Source organism: Roseburia sp. OM03-7AC (assembly GCF_003462625.1).
GTDB classification, from domain to species: domain Bacteria; phylum Bacillota; class Clostridia; order Lachnospirales; family Lachnospiraceae; genus Roseburia_C; species Roseburia_C amylophila.
In genome coordinates this window covers 38,592-63,237 of the sequence record NZ_QTZJ01000007.1, presented here as the reverse complement: position 1 = coordinate 63,237, position 24,646 = coordinate 38,592, and the positions used below count along the sequence as shown (strand labels likewise).

Annotated in this window: 24 protein-coding genes; 12 read left to right on the top strand and 12 right to left on the bottom strand. The window is 42.5% G+C overall.

Annotated features, from left to right (window positions below; genetic code table 11):
- Positions 1-146 precede the first annotated feature (146 nt).
- Positions 147-416 (top strand): GIY-YIG nuclease family protein, encoded by a 270-nt coding sequence (locus DXB39_RS12260; protein WP_117842116.1) that lies wholly within the window; start codon positions 147-149, stop codon positions 414-416.
- A 113-nt stretch (positions 417-529) separates the two neighbouring features.
- Entirely contained in the window at positions 530-2,116 is a 1,587-nt protein-coding gene (locus DXB39_RS12255) for a DEAD/DEAH box helicase (protein ID WP_117842115.1), read from the top strand.
- Between the two features lie 41 nt (positions 2,117-2,157).
- Here DXB39_RS12255 and DXB39_RS12250 read toward each other — a convergent pair whose 3' ends face one another.
- From DXB39_RS12250 to DXB39_RS12235, 5 genes are all read right to left on the bottom strand, one after another.
- Entirely contained in the window at positions 2,158-3,117 is a 960-nt protein-coding gene (locus DXB39_RS12250; protein ID WP_117842114.1) for a DUF3592 domain-containing protein, read from the bottom strand.
- Positions 3,118-3,136: 19 nt separating this feature from the next.
- The gene (locus tag DXB39_RS15100) at positions 3,137-3,616 is read right to left on the bottom strand and encodes a helix-turn-helix domain-containing protein (protein WP_243006041.1); all 480 of its coding nucleotides are present in this window, start codon (positions 3,614-3,616) and stop codon (positions 3,137-3,139) included.
- 47 nt (positions 3,617-3,663) lie between these two features.
- On the bottom strand, positions 3,664-3,978 hold the full coding sequence (locus DXB39_RS15095; protein ID WP_242994339.1) for a hypothetical protein: 315 nt from the start codon (positions 3,976-3,978) through the stop codon (positions 3,664-3,666).
- 303 nt (positions 3,979-4,281) lie between these two features.
- The gene (locus DXB39_RS12240) at positions 4,282-6,393 is read right to left on the bottom strand and encodes a hypothetical protein (protein ID WP_117842113.1); all 2,112 of its coding nucleotides are present in this window, start codon (positions 6,391-6,393) and stop codon (positions 4,282-4,284) included.
- A gap of 140 nt (positions 6,394-6,533) precedes the next feature.
- Entirely contained in the window at positions 6,534-7,421 is an 888-nt protein-coding gene (locus DXB39_RS12235; RefSeq protein WP_117842112.1) for a hypothetical protein, read from the bottom strand.
- Positions 7,422-8,107: 686 nt separating this feature from the next.
- Here DXB39_RS12235 and DXB39_RS12230 point away from each other — a divergent pair.
- The 4 genes from DXB39_RS12230 (at position 8,108) to DXB39_RS12215 (ending at position 12,042) form a co-directional block, all read left to right on the top strand.
- On the top strand, positions 8,108-8,941 hold the full coding sequence (locus tag DXB39_RS12230) for an HAD family hydrolase (RefSeq protein WP_117842111.1): 834 nt from the start codon (positions 8,108-8,110) through the stop codon (positions 8,939-8,941).
- Positions 8,938-9,819, top strand: coding sequence for a hypothetical protein (locus DXB39_RS12225; protein WP_117842110.1), 882 nt, complete (start codon positions 8,938-8,940; stop codon positions 9,817-9,819). Before DXB39_RS12230 ends, DXB39_RS12225 begins: the two co-directional genes overlap by 4 nt.
- A 120-nt stretch (positions 9,820-9,939) precedes the next feature.
- Positions 9,940-11,571, top strand: coding sequence for a glycoside hydrolase family 13 protein (locus DXB39_RS12220; RefSeq protein WP_117842109.1), 1,632 nt, complete (start codon positions 9,940-9,942; stop codon positions 11,569-11,571).
- Positions 11,572-11,709: 138 nt separating this feature from the next.
- Entirely contained in the window at positions 11,710-12,042 is a 333-nt protein-coding gene (locus DXB39_RS12215; protein WP_117842108.1) for a cupin domain-containing protein, read from the top strand.
- A gap of 134 nt (positions 12,043-12,176) precedes the next feature.
- Here DXB39_RS12215 and DXB39_RS12210 read toward each other — a convergent pair whose 3' ends face one another.
- The 3 genes from DXB39_RS12210 to DXB39_RS12200 form a co-directional block, all read right to left on the bottom strand.
- Positions 12,177-12,428 carry a zinc-ribbon domain-containing protein gene (locus DXB39_RS12210; RefSeq protein WP_022242724.1) on the bottom strand — a complete coding sequence of 84 codons (252 nt, stop codon included), beginning with the start codon at positions 12,426-12,428 and terminating at the stop codon, positions 12,177-12,179.
- On the bottom strand, positions 12,422-13,363 hold the full coding sequence (locus tag DXB39_RS12205; protein ID WP_117842107.1) for a DUF6709 family protein: 942 nt from the start codon (positions 13,361-13,363) through the stop codon (positions 12,422-12,424). The genes DXB39_RS12210 and DXB39_RS12205 overlap by 7 nt, the downstream gene beginning before the upstream one ends.
- Before the next feature lie 82 nt (positions 13,364-13,445).
- On the bottom strand, positions 13,446-14,570 hold the full coding sequence (locus DXB39_RS12200) for an acyltransferase family protein (protein WP_158561577.1): 1,125 nt from the start codon (positions 14,568-14,570) through the stop codon (positions 13,446-13,448).
- 193 nt (positions 14,571-14,763) lie between these two features.
- Between DXB39_RS12200 and DXB39_RS12195 the strand changes: the two genes are divergently transcribed.
- Genes DXB39_RS12195 through DXB39_RS12185 form a run of 3 tightly spaced genes read left to right on the top strand, consistent with a single transcriptional unit; the run spans position 14,764 to position 16,905 of the window.
- Positions 14,764-15,180, top strand: coding sequence for an SseB family protein (locus tag DXB39_RS12195; RefSeq protein WP_117842105.1), 417 nt, complete (start codon positions 14,764-14,766; stop codon positions 15,178-15,180).
- Positions 15,181-15,235: 55 nt separating this feature from the next.
- Complete coding sequence (locus DXB39_RS12190; protein WP_117842138.1) at positions 15,236-16,258, top strand: alpha-hydroxy-acid oxidizing protein; 1,023 nt, start codon at positions 15,236-15,238, stop codon at positions 16,256-16,258.
- Between the two features lie 8 nt (positions 16,259-16,266).
- Positions 16,267-16,905 (top strand): methylated-DNA--[protein]-cysteine S-methyltransferase, encoded by a 639-nt coding sequence (locus DXB39_RS12185; protein ID WP_117842137.1) that lies wholly within the window; start codon positions 16,267-16,269, stop codon positions 16,903-16,905.
- A gap of 12 nt (positions 16,906-16,917) precedes the next feature.
- Here the strand turns inward: DXB39_RS12185 and pyrB are convergent, their stop codons facing one another.
- From pyrB to DXB39_RS12165, 4 genes are read right to left on the bottom strand one after another with little or no spacing between them, the layout of a single operon-like run.
- Entirely contained in the window at positions 16,918-17,859 is a 942-nt protein-coding gene (pyrB, locus tag DXB39_RS12180) for an aspartate carbamoyltransferase (RefSeq protein WP_330416544.1), read from the bottom strand.
- Complete coding sequence (locus tag DXB39_RS12175) at positions 17,856-19,157, bottom strand: adenylosuccinate synthase (RefSeq protein ID WP_117842103.1); 1,302 nt, start codon at positions 19,155-19,157, stop codon at positions 17,856-17,858. Before DXB39_RS12175 ends, pyrB begins: the two co-directional genes overlap by 4 nt.
- A 60-nt stretch (positions 19,158-19,217) precedes the next feature.
- Entirely contained in the window at positions 19,218-20,573 is a 1,356-nt protein-coding gene (locus DXB39_RS12170) for a threonine/serine ThrE exporter family protein (protein WP_117842102.1), read from the bottom strand.
- On the bottom strand, positions 20,566-21,318 hold the full coding sequence (locus DXB39_RS12165) for a DUF4866 domain-containing protein (RefSeq protein ID WP_117842101.1): 753 nt from the start codon (positions 21,316-21,318) through the stop codon (positions 20,566-20,568). Before DXB39_RS12165 ends, DXB39_RS12170 begins: the two co-directional genes overlap by 8 nt.
- Before the next feature lie 193 nt (positions 21,319-21,511).
- Here DXB39_RS12165 and DXB39_RS12160 point away from each other — a divergent pair, with 193 nt between their 5' ends.
- The 3 genes from DXB39_RS12160 (at position 21,512) to DXB39_RS12150 (ending at position 24,585) form a co-directional block, all read left to right on the top strand.
- A complete protein-coding gene (locus tag DXB39_RS12160) occupies positions 21,512-22,402 on the top strand; it encodes a LysR family transcriptional regulator (RefSeq protein WP_117842100.1) in 891 nt (296 codons plus the stop codon).
- 4 nt (positions 22,403-22,406) lie between these two features.
- Positions 22,407-23,321, top strand: coding sequence for a LysR family transcriptional regulator (locus DXB39_RS12155; protein WP_117697876.1), 915 nt, complete (start codon positions 22,407-22,409; stop codon positions 23,319-23,321).
- Positions 23,322-23,466: 145 nt separating this feature from the next.
- On the top strand, positions 23,467-24,585 hold the full coding sequence (locus DXB39_RS12150; RefSeq protein WP_117842136.1) for a 5-methyltetrahydropteroyltriglutamate--homocysteine S-methyltransferase: 1,119 nt from the start codon (positions 23,467-23,469) through the stop codon (positions 24,583-24,585).
- Positions 24,586-24,646: the final 61 nt, after the last annotated feature.

Below are 24,646 nucleotides of genomic sequence, written 5' to 3'. Positions count from 1 at the left end.
ACTGCATAAGATAAAATGTAACGGCCAAAAATCCGCAATCGATACTTTTTTACCAGTTTATGGAATATGAGTAAGATACTTTTTTGGTCGATTGCTTTATATAGAGATAAGACTGGGCGGAGCCCGGTCTACATAGGAAGGATTACATGAAAGAGAAACATAATTACACTTATATGGTGCGCTGCCGGGATGGGAGCCTCTATACCGGCTGGACGACTGATATCGACAAGCGGATTGAAGCACATAACAGTGGAAAAGGAGCAAAGTATACCAGAAACCGGGGACCGGTGGAACTGCGGTATTTAGAGGAATCCGGGACGAAGGAGGAGGCCATGCAGAAGGAAGCAGCCTATAAAAAGCTGACCAGAAAGCAGAAGGATGCGCTGATTTTGTCGAAGAAAAATCTGTTGCAGTAAATTGACAAGCAAAAAACAGTCTGTTATGATTAGCCGCGGTGGCTTTTTATAAAGTTACTGGAGAACAGGTTACTGACAGATGGGAAAAAGTTCCCGCAACAGGAAGGAAAAGAATGAATACAATCAGATTTGATGAATTAGATTTAAATCCGCAGATTTTAAGAGGAATTGCGGATATGGGATTTGAAGAGGCAACACCGATTCAGAGTCAGGCAATCCCGGTGGTTTTATCAGGTGTGGACGTTATCGGACAGGCTCAGACCGGAACCGGCAAGACAGCAGCTTTTGGAATTCCGATTTTACAGAAAGTAGACCCGTCTTTACGGAAAACGCAGGTTTTGATTTTATCTCCCACCAGAGAGCTCGCCATTCAGGTGGCAGACGAAATCCGTAAGCTGGCAAAATATATGCACGGTGTAAAAGTGCTGCCAGTGTATGGTGGACAGGACATTTCCCGCCAGATTAAAGCCCTAAAGGGTGGCGTACAGATTATTATCGGAACACCGGGACGCTTGATGGACCATCTTCGCAGAAAAACCATCCGTCCGGATTTTGTCCATACCATCGTCTTGGATGAAGCGGATGAAATGTTAAATATGGGATTCCGTGAGGACATAGAAACTGTATTAGAATATATTCCGGGAGAGCATCAGACCGTACTGTTTTCTGCAACCATGCCAAAGCCGATTCTTGACATTACAAGAAAATACCAGCATGATGCAGTCAATATCAAGGTTGTAAAAAAGGAACTCACCGTAGCCAATATTGACCAGTATTACTATGATGTAAAGCGCAAGGATAAAGTAGATGTCCTTACGAGACTTTTGGATTATTATAATCCGAAGCTTTCATTGGTATTCTGTAATACCAAGAAAATGGTCGATGAGCTGGCAACGGAATTATCCGGCAGAGGCTATAGTGCAGAGGGACTTCATGGAGATATGAAGCAGTCCCAGAGAGACCGGGTCATGAATAATTTCAGGAAAGGAAAGACGGATATTCTTATTGCAACGGATGTGGCAGCAAGAGGAATTGACGTAGATGATGTAGAGGCGGTATTTAATTATGACCTGCCGCAGGATGATGAATATTATGTACATCGAATCGGAAGAACCGGACGTGCAGGCCGTTGTGGTAAGGCGTTTTCTTTTGTAAAAGGCAAGGAAGTCTATAAATTAAAAGATATCCAGCGTTACTGCAAGACAAAGATTTTAGCACAGCCGATTCCATCCACTGATGATGTGGCACAGATAAAAGCTGAAAATATCATGGAACAGATTGGAACTATCACTGAGGAAGAGAATCTTTCTGATATGATAGAGCTGATTGAGAAGCAGGTAAATGAAGCTGATTATACTGCCATGGATATTGCAGCAGCTTTCCTCTATCAGGCAATGGGTGCAGGGGAGAGTTCTTCTGAAAAAGAAGAATACGACTTTGCCAATACCGGTGCAGAAGAGGGAATGGTAAGACTGTTTATCAACATTGGAAAGAAAGACAAGATTAAGCCGGGAGATATTCTTGGCGCCATCGCCGGAGAGTCCGGTATGCCGGGCAGACTGGTGGGAGCCATTGATATGTTTGATAAATATACCTTTGTGGAAGTGCCAAGAGAATATGGAAAAGAAGTCTTAAATGCCATGAAGCATGCGAAGATAAAAGGAAAAGCCGTTAATATGGAACCGGCAAACCAGAAATAAGCAAAAAATGAGGGACACGATTTACGTGTCCCTCGCAGTTTTTATACCCGTGAAAACATTTTCTTAAGAATAGGGTTCAAAGGCTGTATATGGGAAGGGTTCAGACCATTAATATCAATGGTATAAGAGCCGTTAATCTGTCGTCCCAGACCAAATCCTAAGAGAACCGTCTTGTCAATCTGGTACATATCCCCGTAGTTATACTGATTATAAATATCGTCAAGGGAAAACAGTTCATAGGTCGCACCGTTATTTTCCGGCATGGAAAATACCACAGTTTTCACACCGGTCTGTGGATTTACATAAATATCAACAACCTTGAACAGCCGCAGGGATGCAGATACCGCATCGGCTTTCTGGCGTTTCTCCTTTGGAATAAAGAGGTAGCGGAACAGGATAATGCCGCCGAAGATACCAAAGATAGCCAGGAAGAACATTTGAAATTTATGCATAATAGTACCCATTACGATACCATCAAGACCAAATAGCAGAAGTCCGCTTCCAATCATGACGCCCTGCACCTGGTCATTTTCCAGATTCATCGGAATCAGAAGCAGAACAAATCCCAGTAGTAGAAATGCTGTAAAAAGCCAGATATCGCCTTTGTCACTGAGAGGAATATAGGACTTCGTCAACCAGTCGTATTTGACAAGCTCATAATCAGCGGGGTCACTGTTATTGTAGAAAATCGGAATCTTTTCGCCTTCCATCGGAACATCCTCTTCCGTAAAGACCTCATCGGTAACCGGAGTATAAACCGTTCCGTTCACGTTATAGGTTAAAAAAGCCGAGTAGTGGTAATAAACATTATCATTGCTGTCCTCATGTTTGTATTCCTTCAGAGAGAGAACCTGTGCAGACCAGGTGGTGTAGTTCTTATACTTTGCCCCATAAGTAAAACGATGAACCACTCCAAGATACAAGGCCCCTGCAGTTAAGACCGCCATAACGGCAGCAATAATGTAGATGGTACTTTTTTTCACATATCTTTTTACAATCATAAACCTTCTCCTTCGTATATTATTGATTTACAAAATTTTTTATTTTATCCCGTTTATCGATACCTAACTTTTCCAGAATTCCTGATATATAATGCTTAACTGTGTTCACTGAAAATCCTAAATATTCTGCAATTTCCTGATTGGTCCAGTTCCGGCATGCCAGCATTGCAATGGAAAACTCCAATGGAGACAGGAGATCCGTCACTGTTTTTTGCATCTTAGGATTGTGGATTTTCATCCAGCCACGACGAAATGAGATTATCCCGCCTGCCAACTGCTTATAAATCTCTGGTTCTTTTTTTCGGACACAGACCTCCAATAATCCCTGTAACAGCCCATGATACTCAATAAATGGCTCCCAAAATCTATCCGGTCTGGCCATTTCCCATGCAGAATTTACTGAGTGTATGGCTTCTTTTTGTTCTTTCAGATTAATCTGACACATTGCCTGCACACAGTTCAGATATATTATGGGTATGGGATATGTCGTATCTGCCATCAAAAAAGCTCCCTGGACAAGGCCCTTTGCCCGGGCATATTCCTGCCTTAAATAAGTTTCATGTGCCAGAAGGCTGATTGCAAACAATCTCTGGCCTGTTGTGCCGCTTTGGAATCTCCAATTGTCAGATTGGCAAAGGTATAGAGCATATCTGCAGATAAACGAAGCATGATATCTTCTTGTGACAAATATGGTTTCACAGTCTCTGCACACAGTTCTGCATTAGCAGAAAAGTAATAATATTCTGCTAATGCAATCTGTGCTGATTCTTTATCTTCCATTTCTTTAATTACTTTTTCAGCGTTTCCTGGCTCAAATGTGCTTCCGGTTAAAGGAAGTACGGCTCTGTCCGATAATATCATCGTATCCCCGTTCCTTTCAATGAAAAATTTTCCTATCCCAATTTTTGATTGCTTTAATGATTCCGGATATATTTAAGTATATCACAAGTGGGGCATATAGCACATCTTTTCTTCCTGACACCACAATCATGAACACTACAATCCCGGTACTCCTTTTTTGATAACATGACCATCATTTTCTGGTAATACAATGGTTCCATATTGGAGCATTTTTGACGGAATGAAAGATGCTCTCTATATAACGTTTCCTGTAAAATGATACAGTTTGTTACATAGAGAGCATTTTTATGGGGTAATATTTATTTACAAATGTTTCTTTTTACGATAATAAACGGTACCAGCAATAATAATTTCTGAAACAATCAGCCATGCCGCCCATACCAAAGGATTATTATAATCCCCTGTTTTCGGAGACTTATCCGTAGTCTGCTTTGTATTAGTTTGAGTTGCAGGCTGGGTATTTGAGGCTGTAGCCGTTTCCTGATTTTTATTGTCTGGATTCTGGTTTACACTTGCCTGGATGGTAAACGTAGTACTTGCAGAACCATCTGTCCACAACATTTCCAGGTTATGTGTTCCGGCAGTCAGTGTATTCAGGTAAGAGGATTTCAAAGTAACAATGGTTGAACCGGACTTCACATCATAATTATCTTTTCCAATCTGAACACCATCTACTTTGATTCCGGCAAATTTAGAGAACTCTGCATCCACCCGGATGGTAAGGCTGTTGCCACTCTGCAGGACATAGCTGCTTTCAGATCCTTCTATAATTTTATAAGAAGTTTTGGTTTCTTCAGTTCCGGTTTTTACCGGCGGGATTTCGACTGCAGTTTTAGCATAATTACAAACTGTACACTGCTCATGCTTAGAACCTTTTTCCGTAGACGTAGCTTCCTTGTCGATTACCCAGGTAAAGCTATGTCCGGATTGATTTATTTTTTCACCACATTCACAGGTATTCCAATGATTATCCGCATCGGAATGCCATCCGGTACGGTCTGCTGTATGCTCTGCTGTTTTTGCGATTACAACATCCAAAGAAGTAATCATATTTGCTCCACTTGCATCACTGAAATAACCACCGCAATTTGCACAGACCCAATATTGTATATTTCCCTCTGTCAGATGAGTTGCTTCTTTTCTGTCAACCTTAGACAGTGTATGTCCGCCAAGATAACTGCCGCAGATATTTGAGAGCAGGGAGGTTGTGTCTGCTGCCTTAATCTGGTTGGAACCAGGTGTTCCACTATCCGCACCTACAGCATTGAGTGAAGGGTTCTTCTTTTTATCAAAAGCGCAGCCAGCAGTGGTGCCATTATTATCATATCCAATGAATCCACCCGGTGCAATTGTTGGATGAGAACCTGTTACAGTACCTGCAGCATTACAGTTCTGAATATTTCCTTTGGTATTTGTACCGGAAAAGCCACCGGTTTTCGGCTCCCAGCCTGCCACCGTACTCTTTACATTACCATAGGAAACACTGTTACGAATCTTTCCTTTTTCCAGATATCCGACAAAACCACCGGTATTCCAGTTATTTGCCTCAACATTGCCATAAGATGCACAATGCTCTATTTCCACACTGGCGTCGGACTCAAATACACATCCGGCAAACCCGCCGGTTGACCATCCTCCGGATACGCTGCCTTTGGCGGTACAGTTTTTGTAGGAGCCCTGGAAAACATTTCCGATGAATCCACCACTGATACACCTTCCTGTCACAGTAACATCCGCGGAACAATCCGAAACATGGGCACGGCTTGCATCACCAATCAGCCCTCCGGCATACATCTTGGAGTCTACCTGTCCGGTTCCCTGACAGTTTTCTACTCCAACAAAGGTAGCTCTGGAACCACCCATCGTTGTAAGCGAACCTACCAGCACTCCGGCACCGTAAATATCCGGACTGGCACTTGCATCCGTGGAATTTCCGGCATAGATGGTAGCATTTTTAATACAGAAATTTTTCAGTACTGTTTCATCAGATACAGCTACTACGACACCAAACAAGCCGGCACAGACGTTATTTCCCCGTTCATCCACATATAAGCCTGTAATGACCTGATTATTTCCATCGAAATATCCTGAAAAAGCTTTGGAACTTGCATTTCCATAACCGATAGGAATCCATCTCTTTCCGCTCAAATCAATTGGAGCGGTCAACTTGAAATATTCCCCCAAATGTGTTTGCTCAGGTACTCCAGAATTTACTTCTGATGCCAGCTTTGCAAGCTGTCCTGCCGTAGCAATCTGATATGGATCATCCTTTGTACCGCTGCCGCCAGCAAAGTCAGTTGCTGTAAAATCTGTCCATTTCTCTGTTGGAACATCTGCCCGGGAAGTTATCGGTGTCAGTGTAAACAACATACAGACTACCAAAACCAAACCTAGTAACTTTTTTCTTTTTCCCATAATTCGTCCTTTCCTTTTAATGATTTTTAGTAAGATTCAAACCGACAAAATCAAGGTTTATGATTTTATTTTACCAATTTCATTTTTCTTTGGACATGCCCGTTTTGACAGAAAAAAGTGCCTGTTTTATTGTATTTAATCTATAATTCCGGAATCGGAAATAATTCTTCCGGGGTACCAAAGTGGGCACCCAGAGGGTTCATATATTTTGTCCACTGAAGTTTCGTCTCGTCAATGTACATATTTTCCTCATCACCAATGCCATAGTTTGGAATGCCGTTATTAGTGCCCTCTAAGAAGTCTTTAAAAGTATCTACATCAAGGTCACCGTTCAGATAATCCATCCAGAAATTGTCATGGGCTGCAAATAAAAGCTTGTCCATTCGTGGAGAAGCCCAGCCTAAGAAATCACAGGCAGCCTCATACTGGGAATCGTCTTCAAATTCAATTTTCCATTCGTAAGTATCAGACCCATTTTTGATGCAGCGGATACCTTTTTCATCCATGGCAACCATATAAAATACATCTTCCGCATCTTCATCAGATTCATTTGTGGCATCTGTCGGAAACGTAACCTTAAGGGTATCGGATAAAAGCATATCGATAAGAGGCTGGGCTGGTGTATCATTTACAATGCTTTTCTTTGCTGTCTCTGCCATTTCCTTATCCTTAACTTCTTCTTCCTCTTCAATAGCTTCCTGTAAAGCTTCTTCCGCTTTATCAAAGGAGTCTAACAGCTTGTCCCATTCCTTCATGCTGAAAGACTGACCACCGATTTGAAAGCTCTCTTCGGTTTCACCATTTTTCATTTTGTTATAAATATTTTCTTTCCATTTTGCAATTTCTTCAGCCGGATTTACCGTAGCTGCAGAATCCTCATCTTCATTCATTTCAGAAAGCTTTTCCTGCACAAGCTGTTGAAAATGAGTCAGCCATTCGTTATCCTCAGTATTGTTATCCGGGTCAGTGGACAGAAAACCGAGGTAGTCCATTGGGGAGTTGTTGTTCCATATTGAGTTAATTGCCATAAGAGCTCCTTTCAGAAGTTGTTGTCTGGTGATTGCAAAAGCATATTTGTAAAAATAATCAGGATATTCGAAGTGCATATTGCTTTCGCTATAAAATACCGTAGTTCTAAGATGCATGTTTTTCTTTTGTTTATTAAGCCGGTCTTTCCAATGTTTGACAAATCACAGGACTGTTCGTCGAAGTGCGGATGCATCTTAAGGACTGTTAGGGGCACTTGGAATTTCGTCTGACAACAGGCAACGCCGGCACAGGGACGTGCCGGCGAGGCGCATATGAACACGGATGTGAATTTGCGCCGGTTGCCAGATGAAAGATTATCCTGCCGAAATTCTTAGTGCCCCTTGCAGGCTTTATCCGCATCCGTACCCGACGAACAGTCCTGCGATTGTGTCAAAGCAACGGAAAGACAGTCTGACAGCAAGAAAAACATGCATCTAAGAACTGCTGGCATTTTACATCAGATAAAGTAATATGCACTTCGAAATCCTGATAAATTTACAATCCATACATTTTTGCAATCATCAGAAAAAAATAAAGACACTTTATCTCAATCAATCCCTTGAAATAAAATGCCATCCATGTAATAACTTTATCGACCAATTGATTTAAATACATTAGAAGAAAATGTTGATTTCTTCAAAAAATACAGGTAGGATAGAAGAAAAGGAGTAGGAGGACGGGCAGTATGGGAAAAATCATTTTTCTGGATGTTGACGGAACCTTGGTGGATTATGAAAATCATTTGCCGGAATCAGCAGTTCTTGCGGTGCGGAAGGCAAGAGAAAACGGACACAGAGTGTATATCTGCACAGGAAGAAGTAAAGCAGAAGTCTATGAGAATATCTGGAAAATCGGACTGGATGGAATGATAGGCGGAAACGGAAGTTATGTGGAAGATCATGGACATGTGGTTATGCACCAGATGATTACGCCGGAGCAGTGCCGCCATATTGTGGACTGGTTAAAGGAGCGCGGACTGGAATTTTATCTGGAAAGTAATGCAGGACTGTTTGCAAGTGCCGGATTTGAAGAGGCTGTAGAACCTGTGATTCAGGAATATTCCAGGCGGAAAGGCAAAGAGGGCGCAGATAAAATAAAGGTACGGGATGCATTTCCGGAAATGATTTTTGATGGAGAGCTGTACCGGGATGATGTAAATAAAGTAAGCTTTATCTTAAATCAGTATCAGGATTATAAAGATGCCGTGACCGAATTTTCGGATTTGCAGGCTGGAACCTGGGGCGGAGCCGGCGAAATTGCATTATTTGGAGATTTGGGTGTAAAAAATATCACCAAGGGCAATGCCATTGCGCATCTGTTAGAATATCTTCATGCAGATGTGGCAGATACCATAGCTTTTGGGGATGCCAAAGTGGATATTCCTATGTTAGAATACTGTGGCTATGGTGTTGCCATGGGAAGCGGTGGAGACGAGATAAAGGCTATGGCAGATTATGTCACCGGGGATGTGGATCAGAATGGATTGTATGATGCATTTGAAAAATTGGGGCTGCTATGAAGAAAAATATTGGTATATTTTTAGTGATGTGTATCATGTTGACTGCATGTAAAAATGATAAGTTTCCTTATGATGATGAACTGGATGATTCGGAAAAGAATGAAATAAGTACAGAGTATGACTCGTTAATTGACAGAAAAATTGCCAATACAAAAGATGAAAAAATAAATATCGGCTATGATGAAGCACTTTCTGAGTATGAAGGGTATCTTGATAATGTAAAATTATTTGAGGAAGGCTATAAAAATCAGGATTACGATGGAGATGGAAAAACAGATCGTATTTTCCAGTATTTCAGAAATGATAATAAGAAAGTATATACGATTTGCTTTGGAAATGGTGACCACCTTGAATTGGGAGTATTTGATGATACATTTCTCGGTCTTGAAGTATGGGGAGCGGATATTACCGGAGACGGGAAAAATGAGATCGTCTTTTGTGGAGAGCATACAGGAAATACATGGATACAGAGTGGAAGTGAAATTGCAATCTGGAGAAAAGATGGCAGTGAGTACACAAGAATGAATCTGCCGGGAAAACAAACCGGAATACAATATTCTGCAGGATATGATATTTATATTGAAAAGACAGAACAGGAAGATATAATTTTAGTTACCTGTCCTGAATTGGGCTTGGAAGAGGAATATGTTCTGCCTGAAAATCAAAGAGAAGAATTTGATAGTTGTTATAAAGACTTAAAAGTTGGAGAAAGGATATTGAGTTCTTCAAAAGCATGGAAAATAGCAGTGGATGGAGATGATATATTTTTATATGAAGCGTTTTTAGACAGACAGACTGCAGCAGTTAAGATAAAAATGCAATGGAAAGAAAATAAATTTGAAGTAATGAATACGGAAATTTTAGAAGAGTATTTATAATGCATAAACAATGGCTGAAATGCAATCGCACAGGGTTGTTTTCTCCTTGGTGTTTTTAGTTGCCCGCATTAGGGAAGCAGCAAGCAGATAAAATAAGTAAAGAAAGTTTAGGAGGACAAAATGAGTAATAACGTAACAGAAAAGAAATGGTGGCAAAGTGCAGTAGTATATCAGATTTACCCAAAAAGTTTTCAGGACAGTAATGGAGATGGAGTCGGTGATTTAAGAGGAATTATGGAGCGGCTGGAGTACCTTGGAAAGCTTGGTATTGATGCAATCTGGTTATCACCGGTCTGCAAATCCCCGCAGGCGGACAATGGCTATGACATTTCTGATTATCAGGATATTGACCCGATGTTCGGCAGTGTGGAAGATATGGAAGCTTTAATTAAAGAAGCAAAGAAATACAACATCCGCATCATTATGGATCTGGTTTTAAATCATACCTCCAATAAACACAGATGGTTTGAGGAAGCAAAGAAGAGTAAGGACAACCCATATCATGATTACTATGTGTGGAGAGATGGGGAAGAAGGCGTAGAGCCAAACGATATGAAAGCCGTTTTCGGTGGAAGTGCATGGGAATGGGTACCGGAAATAAAGCAGTATTATTTCCATCAGTTTTTGCCGGAACAGCCGGATTTGAACTGGGAAAATCCGCAGGTGCGAAAAGAAATATATGACATGATTTTATGGTGGATGGAAAAAGGTGTTGGCGGCTTCCGTCTGGATGTAATCGACCAGATTGCAAAAGAGCCGGATAAGAAAATTACCATAAACGGCCCGAGACTTCATGAGTATTTCCGTGAAATGAGCAAAGAAACTTTCCAGAAGGGAGATTTAATTACCGTAGGAGAAGCCTGGGGTGCAGACCCGGAGCGGGCAAAGCTTTACAGCAATCCGGATGGAAGTGAATTTTCCATGGTATTCCAGTTTGAGCACATCGGACTGGATCAGCAGGAAGGCAAGGATAAATGGGATTTGGCACCGCTGCCATTCTTAAAGTTGAAACAGATTATGAACCGCTGGCAGACAGAGCTTTATAACTGCGGCTGGAACAGCCTTTTCTGGGATAATCACGATTTGCCGCGTATCGTTTCCCGCTGGGGGAATGATAAGGAGTACCGGGTAGAATCTGCAAAAATGCTTGCAATTTTATTACATGGAATGCAGGGAACTCCATACATTTTCGAGGGCGAAGAGCTGGGTATGACAAATGTCCGCTACAATATCGAGGATTACCGGGATGTTGAAATCCAGAATGTATACAAGGAGCGTATCGCAGCAGGCTATGATAAGGAAGATGTTATGAATTCCATTTATGCCAAGGGACGCGATAATGCCAGAACGCCAATGCAGTGGGATGATACGGAAAATGCCGGATTTACAACAGGCACACCTTGGATAAAAGTAAATGATAACTATAAAACCATCAATGCCAAGAGCCAGATAGATGACCCGGATTCCATTTTCAACTGCTACCGGAAGCTGGTAAGCTTTAGAAAAGAGTATCCTGTTTTGGTGGACGGCAGCTTCAAATTACTGTTAGCCGAGGATGAAAATATCTTTGCATATGAGCGTAAAAATGCGGATGAGACACTGCTTGTTGTCTGCAATTTCTACGGCAATACCGTTAAAATGCCTTTGACGGAAGAGACAGAGGATATGGAGCTTCTTATTTCCAACTATAAAGAGACAGAGGATTCTTCCGTGCTTCGTCCGTATGAAGCAAGAATGTACTATAAAAAATAAGAGATTTCCTATTGAAATAAATTCTTTGCATAAATGTTGGAAATCCAACAGTCAGTCACTCCGTTATCTGCTACAATATGGATAAACCCACCGAAAAGGTTTATACAAATCAGATAAAGAAAAGATAAGGAGCACAAAATGGCAGATTTATTAAAAAATATTTCCAAGAAAGAAGTTTTAAATTTAAAAGAAGAAGTAGCATATCAGGATGGACAGATTGTAAGTAAGACACTGGCACAGAATGATGCAGTAAGCATAACCTTATTTTCCTTTGCAAAGGGCGAGGAAATCAGCACACACGCTTCCGGCGGAGATGCCTTTGTAACCTGTCTGGATGGAGTTGGAGAAGTAACCATTGATGGTGAGAAATTCCAACTGACGGAAGGACAGTCCATCGTAATGCCGGCAGGACATCCACATGCCGTATATGGAAAAGAGCAGTTTAAAATGCTTTTAGTCGTAGTATTCTAAGAAGAACTAAGTATTAAAATACCGCCACATACATAAGACAAAGCCATCATCAGATGTGCGTATTGCCTGTGTATGTGGCGGTTTTGTGTTGCCAGATATCCGCAAGAGCTGACGTTATATCGATAAGACATTGTTTAATAATACATCTTTGCAGCCTGTTTCCGTTCCCGGTATTCCTGTGCACTGACCGGTGTAATCATACCGCAGCTTTCGCACATAATGCCACGCTGTTTCTGGTGGCTGAAAATCGGAATATAGAAAAGGGTTGCCTGATTTAACTGTCTGCAAAGGGTATGCATGACATTATGCCGGCAGTTTGGGCAGACAGAAGTGCCAACCGGGCCTTCCCGTTTAAAAACTGTTCTTGTACCGTAGATAATTACCATGTCATAACACCTCCCTGATGAATATTTGCTTTTAACTGATTAAGAACCTGATCAAAATCTTTGCTTTTTCCACTGTGAGCGGCAACCAGAGTACGTTTACCATCTGCAGTTTCCAGTGCAATATAGCTGGTTGTTGTCGGGTCACCATTTAACATGTTACATTTGAAAACGTTCGTAATATCGTCTAAAGGAGTGACATAGAAGCCTTCCTTTGTATTGTTGTAATCCAATATGAAATGATTGGAAACAGCAACGCCAAGCTTTGGTGAAAAAATGCGTGGGCTGTTGGCAAAATCAGAGTAAATCCGCTGCAGACCGCCATTCTGTTCCAAGAGAGCAATCTTTTTCTTAACGGCCTTTTTCTTGTTGCCGCCTGCTGAAAAAATAATAATACCAAGAACTGTAAATACGGCAGCAATCACATAGAGTACAATGCTGTTTTCAACGGCTGTGTGTGTGGTATCCAGATAATGGTCACCAAAGTACTCGTCATAGTTGTAAGTAGTAATGTCCAGTCCGGTATCAGAAAGATAATCCACCAGATAATGAGCTGCCTGAGGAGGCATGCTGGTGCTTTTTCCCCGGATCGTGTGAGCAGGTAAGCTGTCGAGAACAGTGTCATCTACGTCTACACCATAGACCGGAAGGGAAGTTTCTCCCTTGGTAGCAATGATACTCCAGTAACCTTCAGAATCCTCTGCAATATAGAATTCTGTGTGATCTTTTCCATCAGAAGTAAGCTCCGCAAATGGCCCCATTACATAAGTAACTTCCATTGTTGCGTAACCATCGGTCTGTGCGTCAAACGGATCATAAGCAGTAATCCACATCAGAAGACCGAAGGCAAGGAAAACGCCACCTAATACAAAGAAAATAATCAGTGCAGCGATGTTTTTCCCACAGACTTTCAATAAATCCTTTTTAAATTCTTCCATTTTCTTTTTTCTCCCGTGTATTTTTTTAAACCAATTCTATCATGACATAAGAGGAAGAATTGTGCAACAGATATAAGGAAGATTATTCTTTCATCACTAACCATCTGCATTTACTGAGGGCTTTTCCGAGACACAGGTAAATAATATAGAAAAGGATGCCGATGAGGAAAGTGGCAGCTGCCCAGCGCAGATGCTTAAACAGGTAAATATATGGATGCTCATAGAGCAGGGTAATCCAGTCCTGTGTATTCCAGAGACTGTAAGCAAAAGCATTATCATGTAAAAGATAAACCATAAAAGTGGAAGCTCCCACAAAATTAATCATGCGGCTGCATGGAATATGGATGCGCCGGAAGATTTCAAACAGAGAAAGTCCCACAAGAATCGGAATAATGCTATAGTCTGAAAAGGAAGGAATCTTCTGGATAAAAATGTCTTTGCTTTCATTTAAAAAGTAAGTCTGAATATTGGTCTGTGTTACATTATAAGCAGAAATGTAAATAAACAGGAAGGAAACTGCAATAATCAGATAGAGGCAATAAGTTCTGATTTTTCCAAATGGATTGTAAAGGTGGATAAAACCGCCCAAGGCATATAAGAAAATACCGGTCAGCAGTGTCCGGAGTCCGTTAGCCAGGGAATTTGCCATACTTCCGGTCCAGCGGAACTGGATAAATGCAAATAAGACAATCAGAAAGGTAAAATATTTCTGCTTGTCCAGTTTTGCCAGAAACTTGTTTAAAAAGAGGTAAGCGATTACCATAATGAAGAAATAGTAGCCCACAAACCAGGACATACTGTTAAATTTATTGATGTTGACCAGTTTTAAAAAGACACCGTCAGTCATACGGTACCAGAAGGAAGATACCAGTGTCAGGGAAACTGCGGCAAAACCAAGCTGTAACAGCAATTTCTTGGAAATTTTGGCAAGATTAATTCCATTTCCCTTTGAAACCATAAAGTATCCGGAAATCGTAATGAAAATAACATTTCCGATTTTTCCCATTGGAGCAAAGGTGGAAAGAAGCAGGAGCTTCTTATAAAAAACAGGTTCACAGAACAGTCCGTTATTCATACGCAGCATGGAAGCAGTGTCTGTTAACTGTACCTTCACGCAGTGGTCAGAAATATGAAAAATAATAATCATAAACATAGCCAGAATACGCAATAATTCAATGTTGGAACTTCTGGTTTTAGCTGGTGTCATGTTGTCTAATCTCCTAATCCTAAAATGAAATACCATGCCATTATAATACAGATAGCTTTAAGATGCCACTATTTCCAGCAAAAGTGTGTTATAATGAGCAGTGCCAGTCAGGGAAAATCTTTGATTTTCGAGAGGGCACTGCTGGAAATGTGCTAAGCAGTAAAAAATAGCCCCGGCAGAAAGGAATACACATATGGCAAAGGAAAAGATAGATGAGGGACTGATAGGAAATGAAAAAATCGAACAGGCGATTGCCGGCTTGCAGCAGGAGGCAACACCGGAGCAGTTAGCCCATACACTGACGGTAATCCGCCGGCGAATGCAGGAAGGCGGTCAGGTGATTGTGGCAGTGGAACCACCGAAGGGTGGAAGCCAGATGCTGCTACAGGCGATTGAGACAGATGGTAAGACCTGGTGGGCAGCCTTCAGCAGCTTTGAAGAAGAATTAAAAGGCGGCGGAAGTGTGAAATCCACATTTTTAGCGGATATAGAAAAGCTTTTTCAAGGAACATTGCAGGCAGAGGGAATCGAAGGGGTCATTTTAAATCCGTGGAACCGTACCATAATGCTGGATAAGAATCTGATACAGATTGTGCTTGGCAGCAGATAGATATGTGGATAAGGAAACGTCAGAGAAGAAAAAGAGTGGAAAGAAGGAAAGAAAAATGAATTATGCAGAATGTATCGAACAGGCAAGAGGGAGGATTGGAAATTATTGTAAGGCATGTGTAGAATGCAACGGACGCGCCTGCCGGAATCAGATGCCGGGACCCGGTGCAAAGGGAATTGGCGATACTGCCATGCGTAATTATGATAAATGGAAAGAGATTCGTGTGCAGATGGATACCATTGTGGAAAATGCTCCAGTGGATACTTCGCTGAAATTATTTGGAAAAGAGTTTAAATATCCGTTCTTTGCAGGCCCGGTAGGAGCGGTGAATCTGCATTACGGAGACTGTCTCAATGACATTTCCTATAATGATATTCTGGTATCGTCCTGTGTGGAATGCGGCATTGCAGCCTTTACCGGGGATGGTACAGACAGTAATGTCATGGTGGCAGCTACAAAGGCAATTGCCAAAGAACAGGGACTTGGAATCCCAACGGTAAAGCCGTGGAACCTTGAAATCATCAAAGAAAAAATGGCACTGGTGCACGAAGCGAAAGCCTTTGCAGTAGCCATGGATGTAGATGCAGCAGGCTTGCCGTTTCTTAAGAATTTAGAGCCGCCGGCAGGCAGTAAGACCGTGGAAGAACTGCGGGAAGTGGCAGAGCTTGCTGGAGTTCCGTTTATTGTAAAAGGAATTATGACGGTAAAAGGAGCTTTAAAAGCAAAAGAAGCCGGGGCTGCCGGAATTGTGGTATCGAACCACGGTGGCAGGGTATTAGACCAGTGCCCGGCAACAGCAGAAGTCTTAGGCGGGATTGCGGATGCAGTGAAAGGCTCCATGAAAATTCTCGTAGACGGCGGAATCCGCTGTGGAACGGATGTATTTAAGGCAATTGCCTTAGGTGCAGATGCGGTAATTATCGCAAGACCGTTTGTGACAGCGGTTTACGGTGGCGGCAGGGAAGGCGTAGCGTCTTATGTTGCCAGGATAGGAACCGAATTAGAAGATACCATGAAAATGTGTGGCGTACACAGCCTGGCAGAGATTACAAGGGATTGCATATGGACAAAAGCATAGAGTGGAGCATGAAAACAAGAGAAGAAATATTAGCATACGGACTGTCTTTCCCGGACACTTATCAGGAGGCACCGTTCCATGACCAGAACTGGCAGCTGGTGCGCGTAAGGGAAAGCAAAAAGGCATTTCTCTGGACTTATATGCGGGATGGATTCCTCAATCTGAATGTAAAAGCAGACCCACAGTGGAGAGACTTCTGGCGGAGTGCCTATCCTACAGTCATTCCGGGGTATCATCAGAATAAGGAGCACTGGAATACCATAATCGTGGATGGCACAATCCCGGATAAAGATATCTGCCGCATGATAGCAGAAAGTTATGAACTGGTAACGGACAGCCCGACCAGGCGGATTTATGAAGCAGTAAAGAAAATTCCAAAAGGGCAGGTGGCAACCTATGGGCAGGTAGCGGAGCTTGCCGGAAACAAGCGGATGTCAAGAGCTGTAGGAAATGCACTGCATAAGAATAAAGACCCGGAAAACATACCATGTTACCGGGTGGTAAATGCAAAAGGCGGGCTTTCCGGAGCCTTTGCCTTTGGCGGCGAGAATGAACAGGCACGCCGCCTGATGGCAGACGGTATAGAAGTAGTGGACGGAAAAGTAGATTTAAAACGTTTCGGAATGAAAATAGAGAAAACGGATTAAATTACTGGAACATTAGAGAACTTTTTCTCCGGTTAGCGGGTCCGTGATTTCTAACAGGGCTAAAATCAGTGCCATACGGACATATTTTCCGTTCTGTACCTGTTGGAAATAAGCGGCGCGCGGGTCGGAATCCACATCAACAGAGATTTCATCGACTCGTGGAAGCGGATGTAAAACCGGCATATCAGAAGGAGCCAGTTCTAATTTTTCTTTATTTAAAATGTAGGTATCTTTTAACCGGATATAGTCTTCCTCGTTGAAGAAACGCTCTTTTTGGACACGGGTCATATAGAGAATATCCAGCTTTGGAAGTGTTTCCTCTAAGTCAGAGACTTCCCGATAGGTGCTGTGGGAAGGCTTTAAGGTTCTTTCAATCATATAGTCCGGAATGCGGAGTTCTTCCGGAGAAATGAAATAGAATTCGTTACCCGGATAGCGTACCAGACTGTTTACCAGGGAATGAACGGTTCTTCCGAATTTTAAATCACCACAGAAGCCTACCGTCAGGTGGTCAAGCCGTCCCTTGCGCTGGCGTATGGTTAATAAGTCAATCAGGGTCTGGGTTGGGTGATAGTGTCCGCCGTCACCGGCATTAATGACCGGAATGGTTGCATACATAGAGGCGCAGAGCGGTGCTCCTTCTTTTGGATGACGCATGGCAATAATATCTGCGTAGCAGCTTACTACCCGGACGGTATCGGCAACGGTTTCTCCTTTGGTAGCACTGGACTGTTCCGCACCGGCAAATCCCAGTGTCTGACCACCAAGACTTAGCATGGCGGATTCAAAGGACAGTCGGGTTCTGGTGCTTGGCTCATAAAAGAGTGTAGCAAGCTGTTTCCCTTCTGCAAGGTGGGCATAAGCCTCTTTGTGGGTACCAATCCGGTCTGCAAGATCCAGAATACGGGTTGTTTCTTCTTCCGTAAGGTCCAGTGGACTGATTAGGTGTCTCAAAGCCATTCCCCCTTTATCATGTATTCATTTCGTTCTGCACCAGTGGAAATAAACTGGATATCGCAGTCTAAAAGGCGTTCTAATGTTTCAATGTATAATCTGGCATTTTCCGGTAAATCTTCATATTTGCGGCAGGCAGAAATATCCTGTTTCCAGCCCGGAAGCATTGTTACAACCGGAGAGAAGCTATCGATATTTTCGGTAGGGTCGAAGACGGTTGTGGTCTTATGATTTCTTTCATAAGCAGTAATGACAGGGATTTCTGTCAGAGAGCTTAAAACATCAAGCTTCGTTAAGGCAATTTTATCTGCATGCTGGCATTTCAATCCATAGCGGCTGGCAACGGCATCAAAAGGTCCGACTCTACGTGGACGGCCGGTGGCAGCACCGTATTCATTTCCAAATTTACGAAGGATGTTGCACCAGTTTTCGGACATGGCTCTTTCTGCTACGAAAGGTCCGGCTCCCACACAGGTGGAATATGCTTTTAGGACACCCACAACATGGTCTAGGGATTCACCCGGGATACCGGCTCCAATCGGACCATAGGCGGAAATGGTGGAGGAACTTGAAGTGTAAGGGAAAATACCATAATCGATATCACGCATGGCTCCAAGCTGGGCTTCCAAAACCACCTTTTTATGGCTGGCAAGAGCATTTTCCAAGAAGCTTCCGGTATCGCAGATATAAGGTGCAAAAAGGGAAGCCTGTTTTTCACACCAGGACAGCAATGCCGGATAAGACATCGGCTCCTGATGATAACTGCCTGCCAGTTCCAGATTTTTGGATTCCAACATGGTTTTTATCCGAACCTGGACATTTTCTTCTTTTAAATGAAGCAAATCACCAAGACGCAGTGTTTTCTTCCGGTATTTATCGCTGTATGCGTAAGCAATGCCGCGGCGGGTGGAGCCGAAGGCAGCACCGGATTTCTCAAGACGTGTTTCTTCCAGTTCATCCTGAATCCTGTGCCATGGCATGGAGATGGTGGCACGTTTGGAAAGTTTTAAATGTTCTGGGGTAATAGAAATACCGCGGCTTTCGATATCTTCAATTTCATGGGTGAGGTGCTCTAAATCAATGACCATTCCATCCCCTAGTACGCATACCACATTGGGATGCAGAATGCCGGACGGCAGAAGATTTAAGACAAATTTTTCCTGTTTGGTTACAACGGTATGACCGGCATTGTTGCCACCCTGATAACGGACAACGACATCTGCATGTTCTGCAAGCAGATCAATGACACGTCCTTTTCCTTCGTCTCCCCAGTTAATTCCTGTTACGGCTGTAAGCATATCGATTCTTCCTTTCTGTAATCATGTATAAAATAAATAATTTTAAGCGTATAAAATTTATCAGGTGCAGTACCGGAAAGTCCGGTCGGTAAGTATTCTTGCAAAAATAAGTCCCAGCGGCAGGGCGATAATAATCATTATGGCAATGGAGAACCAGGAAACCGCTTCCGTTAAGGACATAATGCCAAAGTTATAGAAGGAGCGGTAAAGATATAGTCCCGGAACCATAATTACAATGGAAGGTACGGTTAAAGAGATTCGCGGATATCCATTGTTTTTCTTAATAAAGGATGCCAGCAGACCGGCGGTCAGTGAACCGATAAAGGCAGCAGCAACGGCTGGAATTCCGGTAAAGTCAACCAGTTCCAGACGTAAGGTATTGGCAACGGAGCCAATCAGTGCAGCAGTAGCTGCCATGGGAATGGAACTGTTAAACATAATAGAGAATCCAAATACGCCGCAGAAGCTTGCAATTAACCGCAGAACCAGCCGTGAAACATCACTGAGATTTACAGAGGTAAAGTCCTGAGGCTGAAGTCTAAGCAGCATTGCCATAATCCAGGCAAACATGGTAGCCACAAGAACAATGATGATGGAATAGGTCAGCCGCTCCAGTCCGGAACGAAGATCCAGTTTCGCAAGGTCAATGCCGCTTGTGATAAATGGAAAGCCTGGGATAATAAACAACATGGAGCAGATGTATCCGGCTTCATGGACTGCCGGAACATGGAAAAAAATTTCGGCAGCCTTTAAGCAGATGGCATACATAAGGCAGGCGGCGGAAATAGAGACCGCAATATTTAAAAACAGCGTAAAATGATGTTTGATTAATTTGGTTCGGATGACATTTCCGATACCGGCTGCAATAAATGCCAGAATCATTTCCACAGGGCCTCCACCCAGAAGAAAAGTAAATGCGCAGCAGGCTAAGGCTGCCGCAAGTCCCAGTTTGGTGGGAGAATAAAGGGCGTGGATTTTTTCGATTTCATCCAGCCGCTTATGGATTTCCTCGCCGGTTAAATGGGCTTCTTCCTTTGGAAAGCTTTCTACGAATTTTTCCATGCGGTAAAGTTTGGAGGTGTTGACGCCGGTATTGGCGATGCTTAAGGACTGGGAGACACAGTCCTTTCCATCAAAGCAGTTAAATTCGATGGACATAAGACCTACATCTACTGTACAGGTAACTCCCAGTTCCTTTGACAGCTTATTCATGGAAGTACGGACACGCCAGGCTCCGGTTCCACAGGATAACATGATTAATCCCACACGTCCGATGACCGAGGCTTTTTCAATCAGTCCCGCCTGGGCAATCAGTACGTTGCTGTCATCACTGGCATAATCATGCCAGGGTATTTCCATATGATTTTTTTCCATAATATCAATATATGAAGTAGTGGAAGATGCACTCTTATTCATAAATAATCGCCTCAGCTTTGGCAATATGCCGTTCCAGATTCTTTAAAAAAATGGAATTTGGAAGGAAAATGCCGATTTCATCATATTTTTCATCATGTTCCATAAGAGAATCCTGTCCGTAGAAGACAAATGCCATTGGAAGCTCTTTCTCTAATTTCAGTACAAGGTCGAAGATTGCAGAGTAGGCTTCCGCTTCAGTCTCCTTCTGCTTTATGGTATCCGGAAGCTCCCGGATGAGAAGCACCCCATGGCTGCGTTCTAAGACAAGCTGTCCAATGGTATCTTCACCGGTATAAGCGTGGCTGTACCGGTATGCCTGGGAAAAATACATATTCTTTGGTTCCCCTAAATCGCGGTAGCTCTCAAGAAAATGCTGATAATCCTTATTGTGAATATCGCCACAATACTTTGGCAGAAGTCTGCCGGTATCATCGGTCATAATTATCGGATTTTCTTTTCCATCTGCGTTGAAACGGTAGGGAATCAGATAGGAATTCCTCAGTAAATCGAATAGGGTATTCTGGCAGATAGCCATAAGAAATGCCGATAAATCTTTATTTTGATAAGCATCAAAAAGAGCTTCTGAAAAATCCTGTGAAGAAAGAGAAGAATCAAATTCATCATTACAGAATAAATAATTGCAAAAAGTTTCCTGAAGCTTTTCGCAGGCCCATGGGTCATGCAAAATCTTTTCAAATAAAACGTCTGCTCTTTCTTCACGAGGGAAAAATGTTGAATTTTTCATAGAAAATATGCGCTTCCTTTCTGCTTTATAGCATTCGTAAAGAGCTGCCGGTGGCAGCTCCTTGTAGGGTTTGGGTGGAGAAATGTAAAGGGGTTGTTTCCCTTAATTTCGGCTTGATTATACTATTGCATTGGGAATAAGTAAAAGCTATAATTGATATAGCAGAAATAATAAATTGATATGGTGAAAATGTATGGATATAAATTTTGAATATTATAAGATTTTTTATTATGTGGCAAAATACAGTAATTTTACCAGGGCTGCCAATGCCCTTGGCAACAGTCAGCCTAATATCACAAGGGCAATGAACGGACTGGAGCAGCAGCTTCACTGTACGCTTTTTGTCAGGACGAACCGTGGGGTACAGCTGACACCGGAAGGGGAGAAGCTGTATACCCATGTGTCGGCAGCCATGTCGCATCTTTGGGCGGCAGAAGAGGAACTGGCAGACAGCAGTGGACTTGCCCATGGAAGCATTTCTATTGGAGCCAGCGAGACTGCCATTAACATATTTCTTTTGGATAAGCTGAAAGATTTCCATATGAAATATCCGGGAATCCGGTTGAAAATTTATAATCATTCAACACCTCAGGCAATTGAGGCAGTAAAGAGCGGACAGATAGATTTTGCAGTAGTGTCTGCACCGGCAGAAGTAGAGCAGCCACTAAAAAAAGTTAATCTGCGGACATTCCGGGAGGTACTGGTGGGTGGAACAACATTTACCGCACTGGGCAGTCAGGAGCTTTCCCTAAAGGATTTAAAGGATTATCCGTTAATCTGTCTGGGAAAAGAAACCATGACATTTCAGTTTTATAATAAGCTGTTTTTGTCTTATGGGCTGGCACTGGAGCCTGATACAGAGACAGCAACCACAGATCAGATACTGCCACTGGTAAAGAGTGAGCTTGGTCTGGCTTTCATCCCGGAACCGATGGCAAGAGAGGCCATTGAAAAACATGAAATCGTACAGATTTCTCTTTCGGAGACGATTCCAAAAAGAAATATCTGTATGGTATACGACAGTCAGCATCCTTTAAATGAGGCGGCGCGTCAGTTAAGAAAAGTCATTTTAGAAAGCAGGTGAGCATATGACACTTCAGCAGTTACGCTATATTACAACCGTGGCAGATACCGGAACCATCACGGAGGCGGCGAAGAAATTATACATTTCCCAGCCCAGCCTTACCAACGCCATCCATGAGCTGGAAAAGGAGATGGGCATTACCATTTTTAATCGGACGAATAAGGGAATCTTTATTTCCAGGGAAGGGGAAGAATTCTTAGGATATGCAAGGCAGGTATTGGAGCAGACCACCATCTTAGAGGATAAATATAAGAAAAACGGTGGCGGAAAAAAGCAGTTTTGCGTATCAACCCAGCATTACTCTTTTGCGGTAAATGCCTTTGTGGAGCTGGTAAAAAAATACGGGCAGGAGGAATATGATTTCAGCCTGCGGGAGACCCAGACCTATAAGTTAATCGAAGATGTAGCGCAAATGAGAAGTGAAATCGGAATCCTTTTCTTAAATGATTTCAATGAAAAAGTGATTATGAAAATATTGAAATCCTCCGATTTGGAATTTCATCTGTTATTTGTGGCAGAACCCCATGTTTTCATCAGCAGGCATCATCCGCTGGCAAAGAAGAAAATCATAACCAATGAAGAACTGGCAGAGTATCCGTATCTTTCCTATGAGCAGGGGGAACACAATTCCTTTTATTTCTCGGAAGAAATTTTCTCCTCTTTTGAGCGGAAGAAAAATATCCGCGTCAGTGACCGGGCAACCTTATTTAATCTTCTGATTGGTTTAAATGGTTATACGGTGTGCAGCGGAATCATTGACCAGAAATTAAATGGCGAAGATATTATCGCAGTGCCGCTGGCAGATGAAGGTGATATGAGAATCGGATATGTGACCCACCGGAAGGGAATGATAAGCCGGCTGGGGGAAACATACCTTGAGGCATTAAAGAAATATATTACAGGAGAACAAAGAATATGAGCCAAAGAAAGTAATTTTCCAATCAAAAATAAGGGCTTACCATAGTTTGAAACTATGGACAACATTTATTTTTATATATTTTTCAGAATGAGGAACTCCAATTATAATGAGGGAAATCAATTCACAGGAAATGGAGAAAATCAGAATGAAGAATTTAACAACACCGTTCCGATACGATTATGTAGGAAGTTTTTTACGTCCGGAAAAATTAAAGAAAGCCCGTGCGGACTTTGAAGCAGGGAAAATTACCAGAGAGCAGTTAAAAGAGGTAGAGGATGCCTGTATTTTAGAACTGGTCGCAAAGATAAAGGAGCTTGGATATCATGTGATTACCGATGGAGAGTTCCGCAGAGCTACCTGGCATCTGGACTTTATGTGGGGATTCGATGGAATCGAGCATAAGAAGACCGTAGATGGAAATACAACCTTTGACGGCGAAGCAGCTATGATAGATGACACTTTCATGGTGGGAAAGATTTCCGTAAAGAATCATCCATTCGTTGATCATTTCAAATTTGTAAAGGCACTGGAAGATGAGAATACCATAGCAAAGCAGACCGTTCCATCTCCAGCCCAGTTCTATGCCTATTTCACCGGCGCAGAGCTTTTAGATACAACCCTTGAAATTTATGGAACAGAAGAAGCTTTTGCAGAGGATGTCATCAGGGCATATGGAGAATTTATCGAGGAAATCTATGCAGCAGGCTGCAGAAATCTTCAGTTCGATGACTGTGTATGGGGTGGACTGGTAAATCCGAAGCTTGCCGTTGCACTGACCGGAAGAAGAGGCGAAGCATTGGAAGAATATAAGAAGGTTATCCTTGCATTAAATAATAAGGTAGTAGAAGAGGCACCGGCTGACCTGACCATCAACACCCATGTATGCCGTGGAAATTATCATTCTACTTTCTTCAGCTCCGGCGCATATGACGGAGTAGCAGATTTGTTATTCAGAGAGGAGAATGTCAATGCTTATTATCTGGAATATGATGATGAGCGTTCCGGTGGTTTCGCACCGCTGGCAAAAATAACCGGCAATAAGAAGGTGGTATTAGGACTTGTTACCACCAAGACACCGAAGCTTGAAGACAAGCAGTCAGTCATTGTAAGAATAAAAGAAGCGTCCAAATATGTTCCGTTGGAAAATCTCTATTTAAGTCCACAGTGTGGATTTGCCTCCTGCGAAATCGGTAACAAGCTTACGGAGGAAGAACAGTGGGCGAAACTGAAGCTTGTTAAGGAAATCGCAGAAGAGGTCTGGTGATATATGCTCTAAGTGACTTCTTAATCATGATTTTGTCATGGTTAGTGAAGCAGTCACTTAG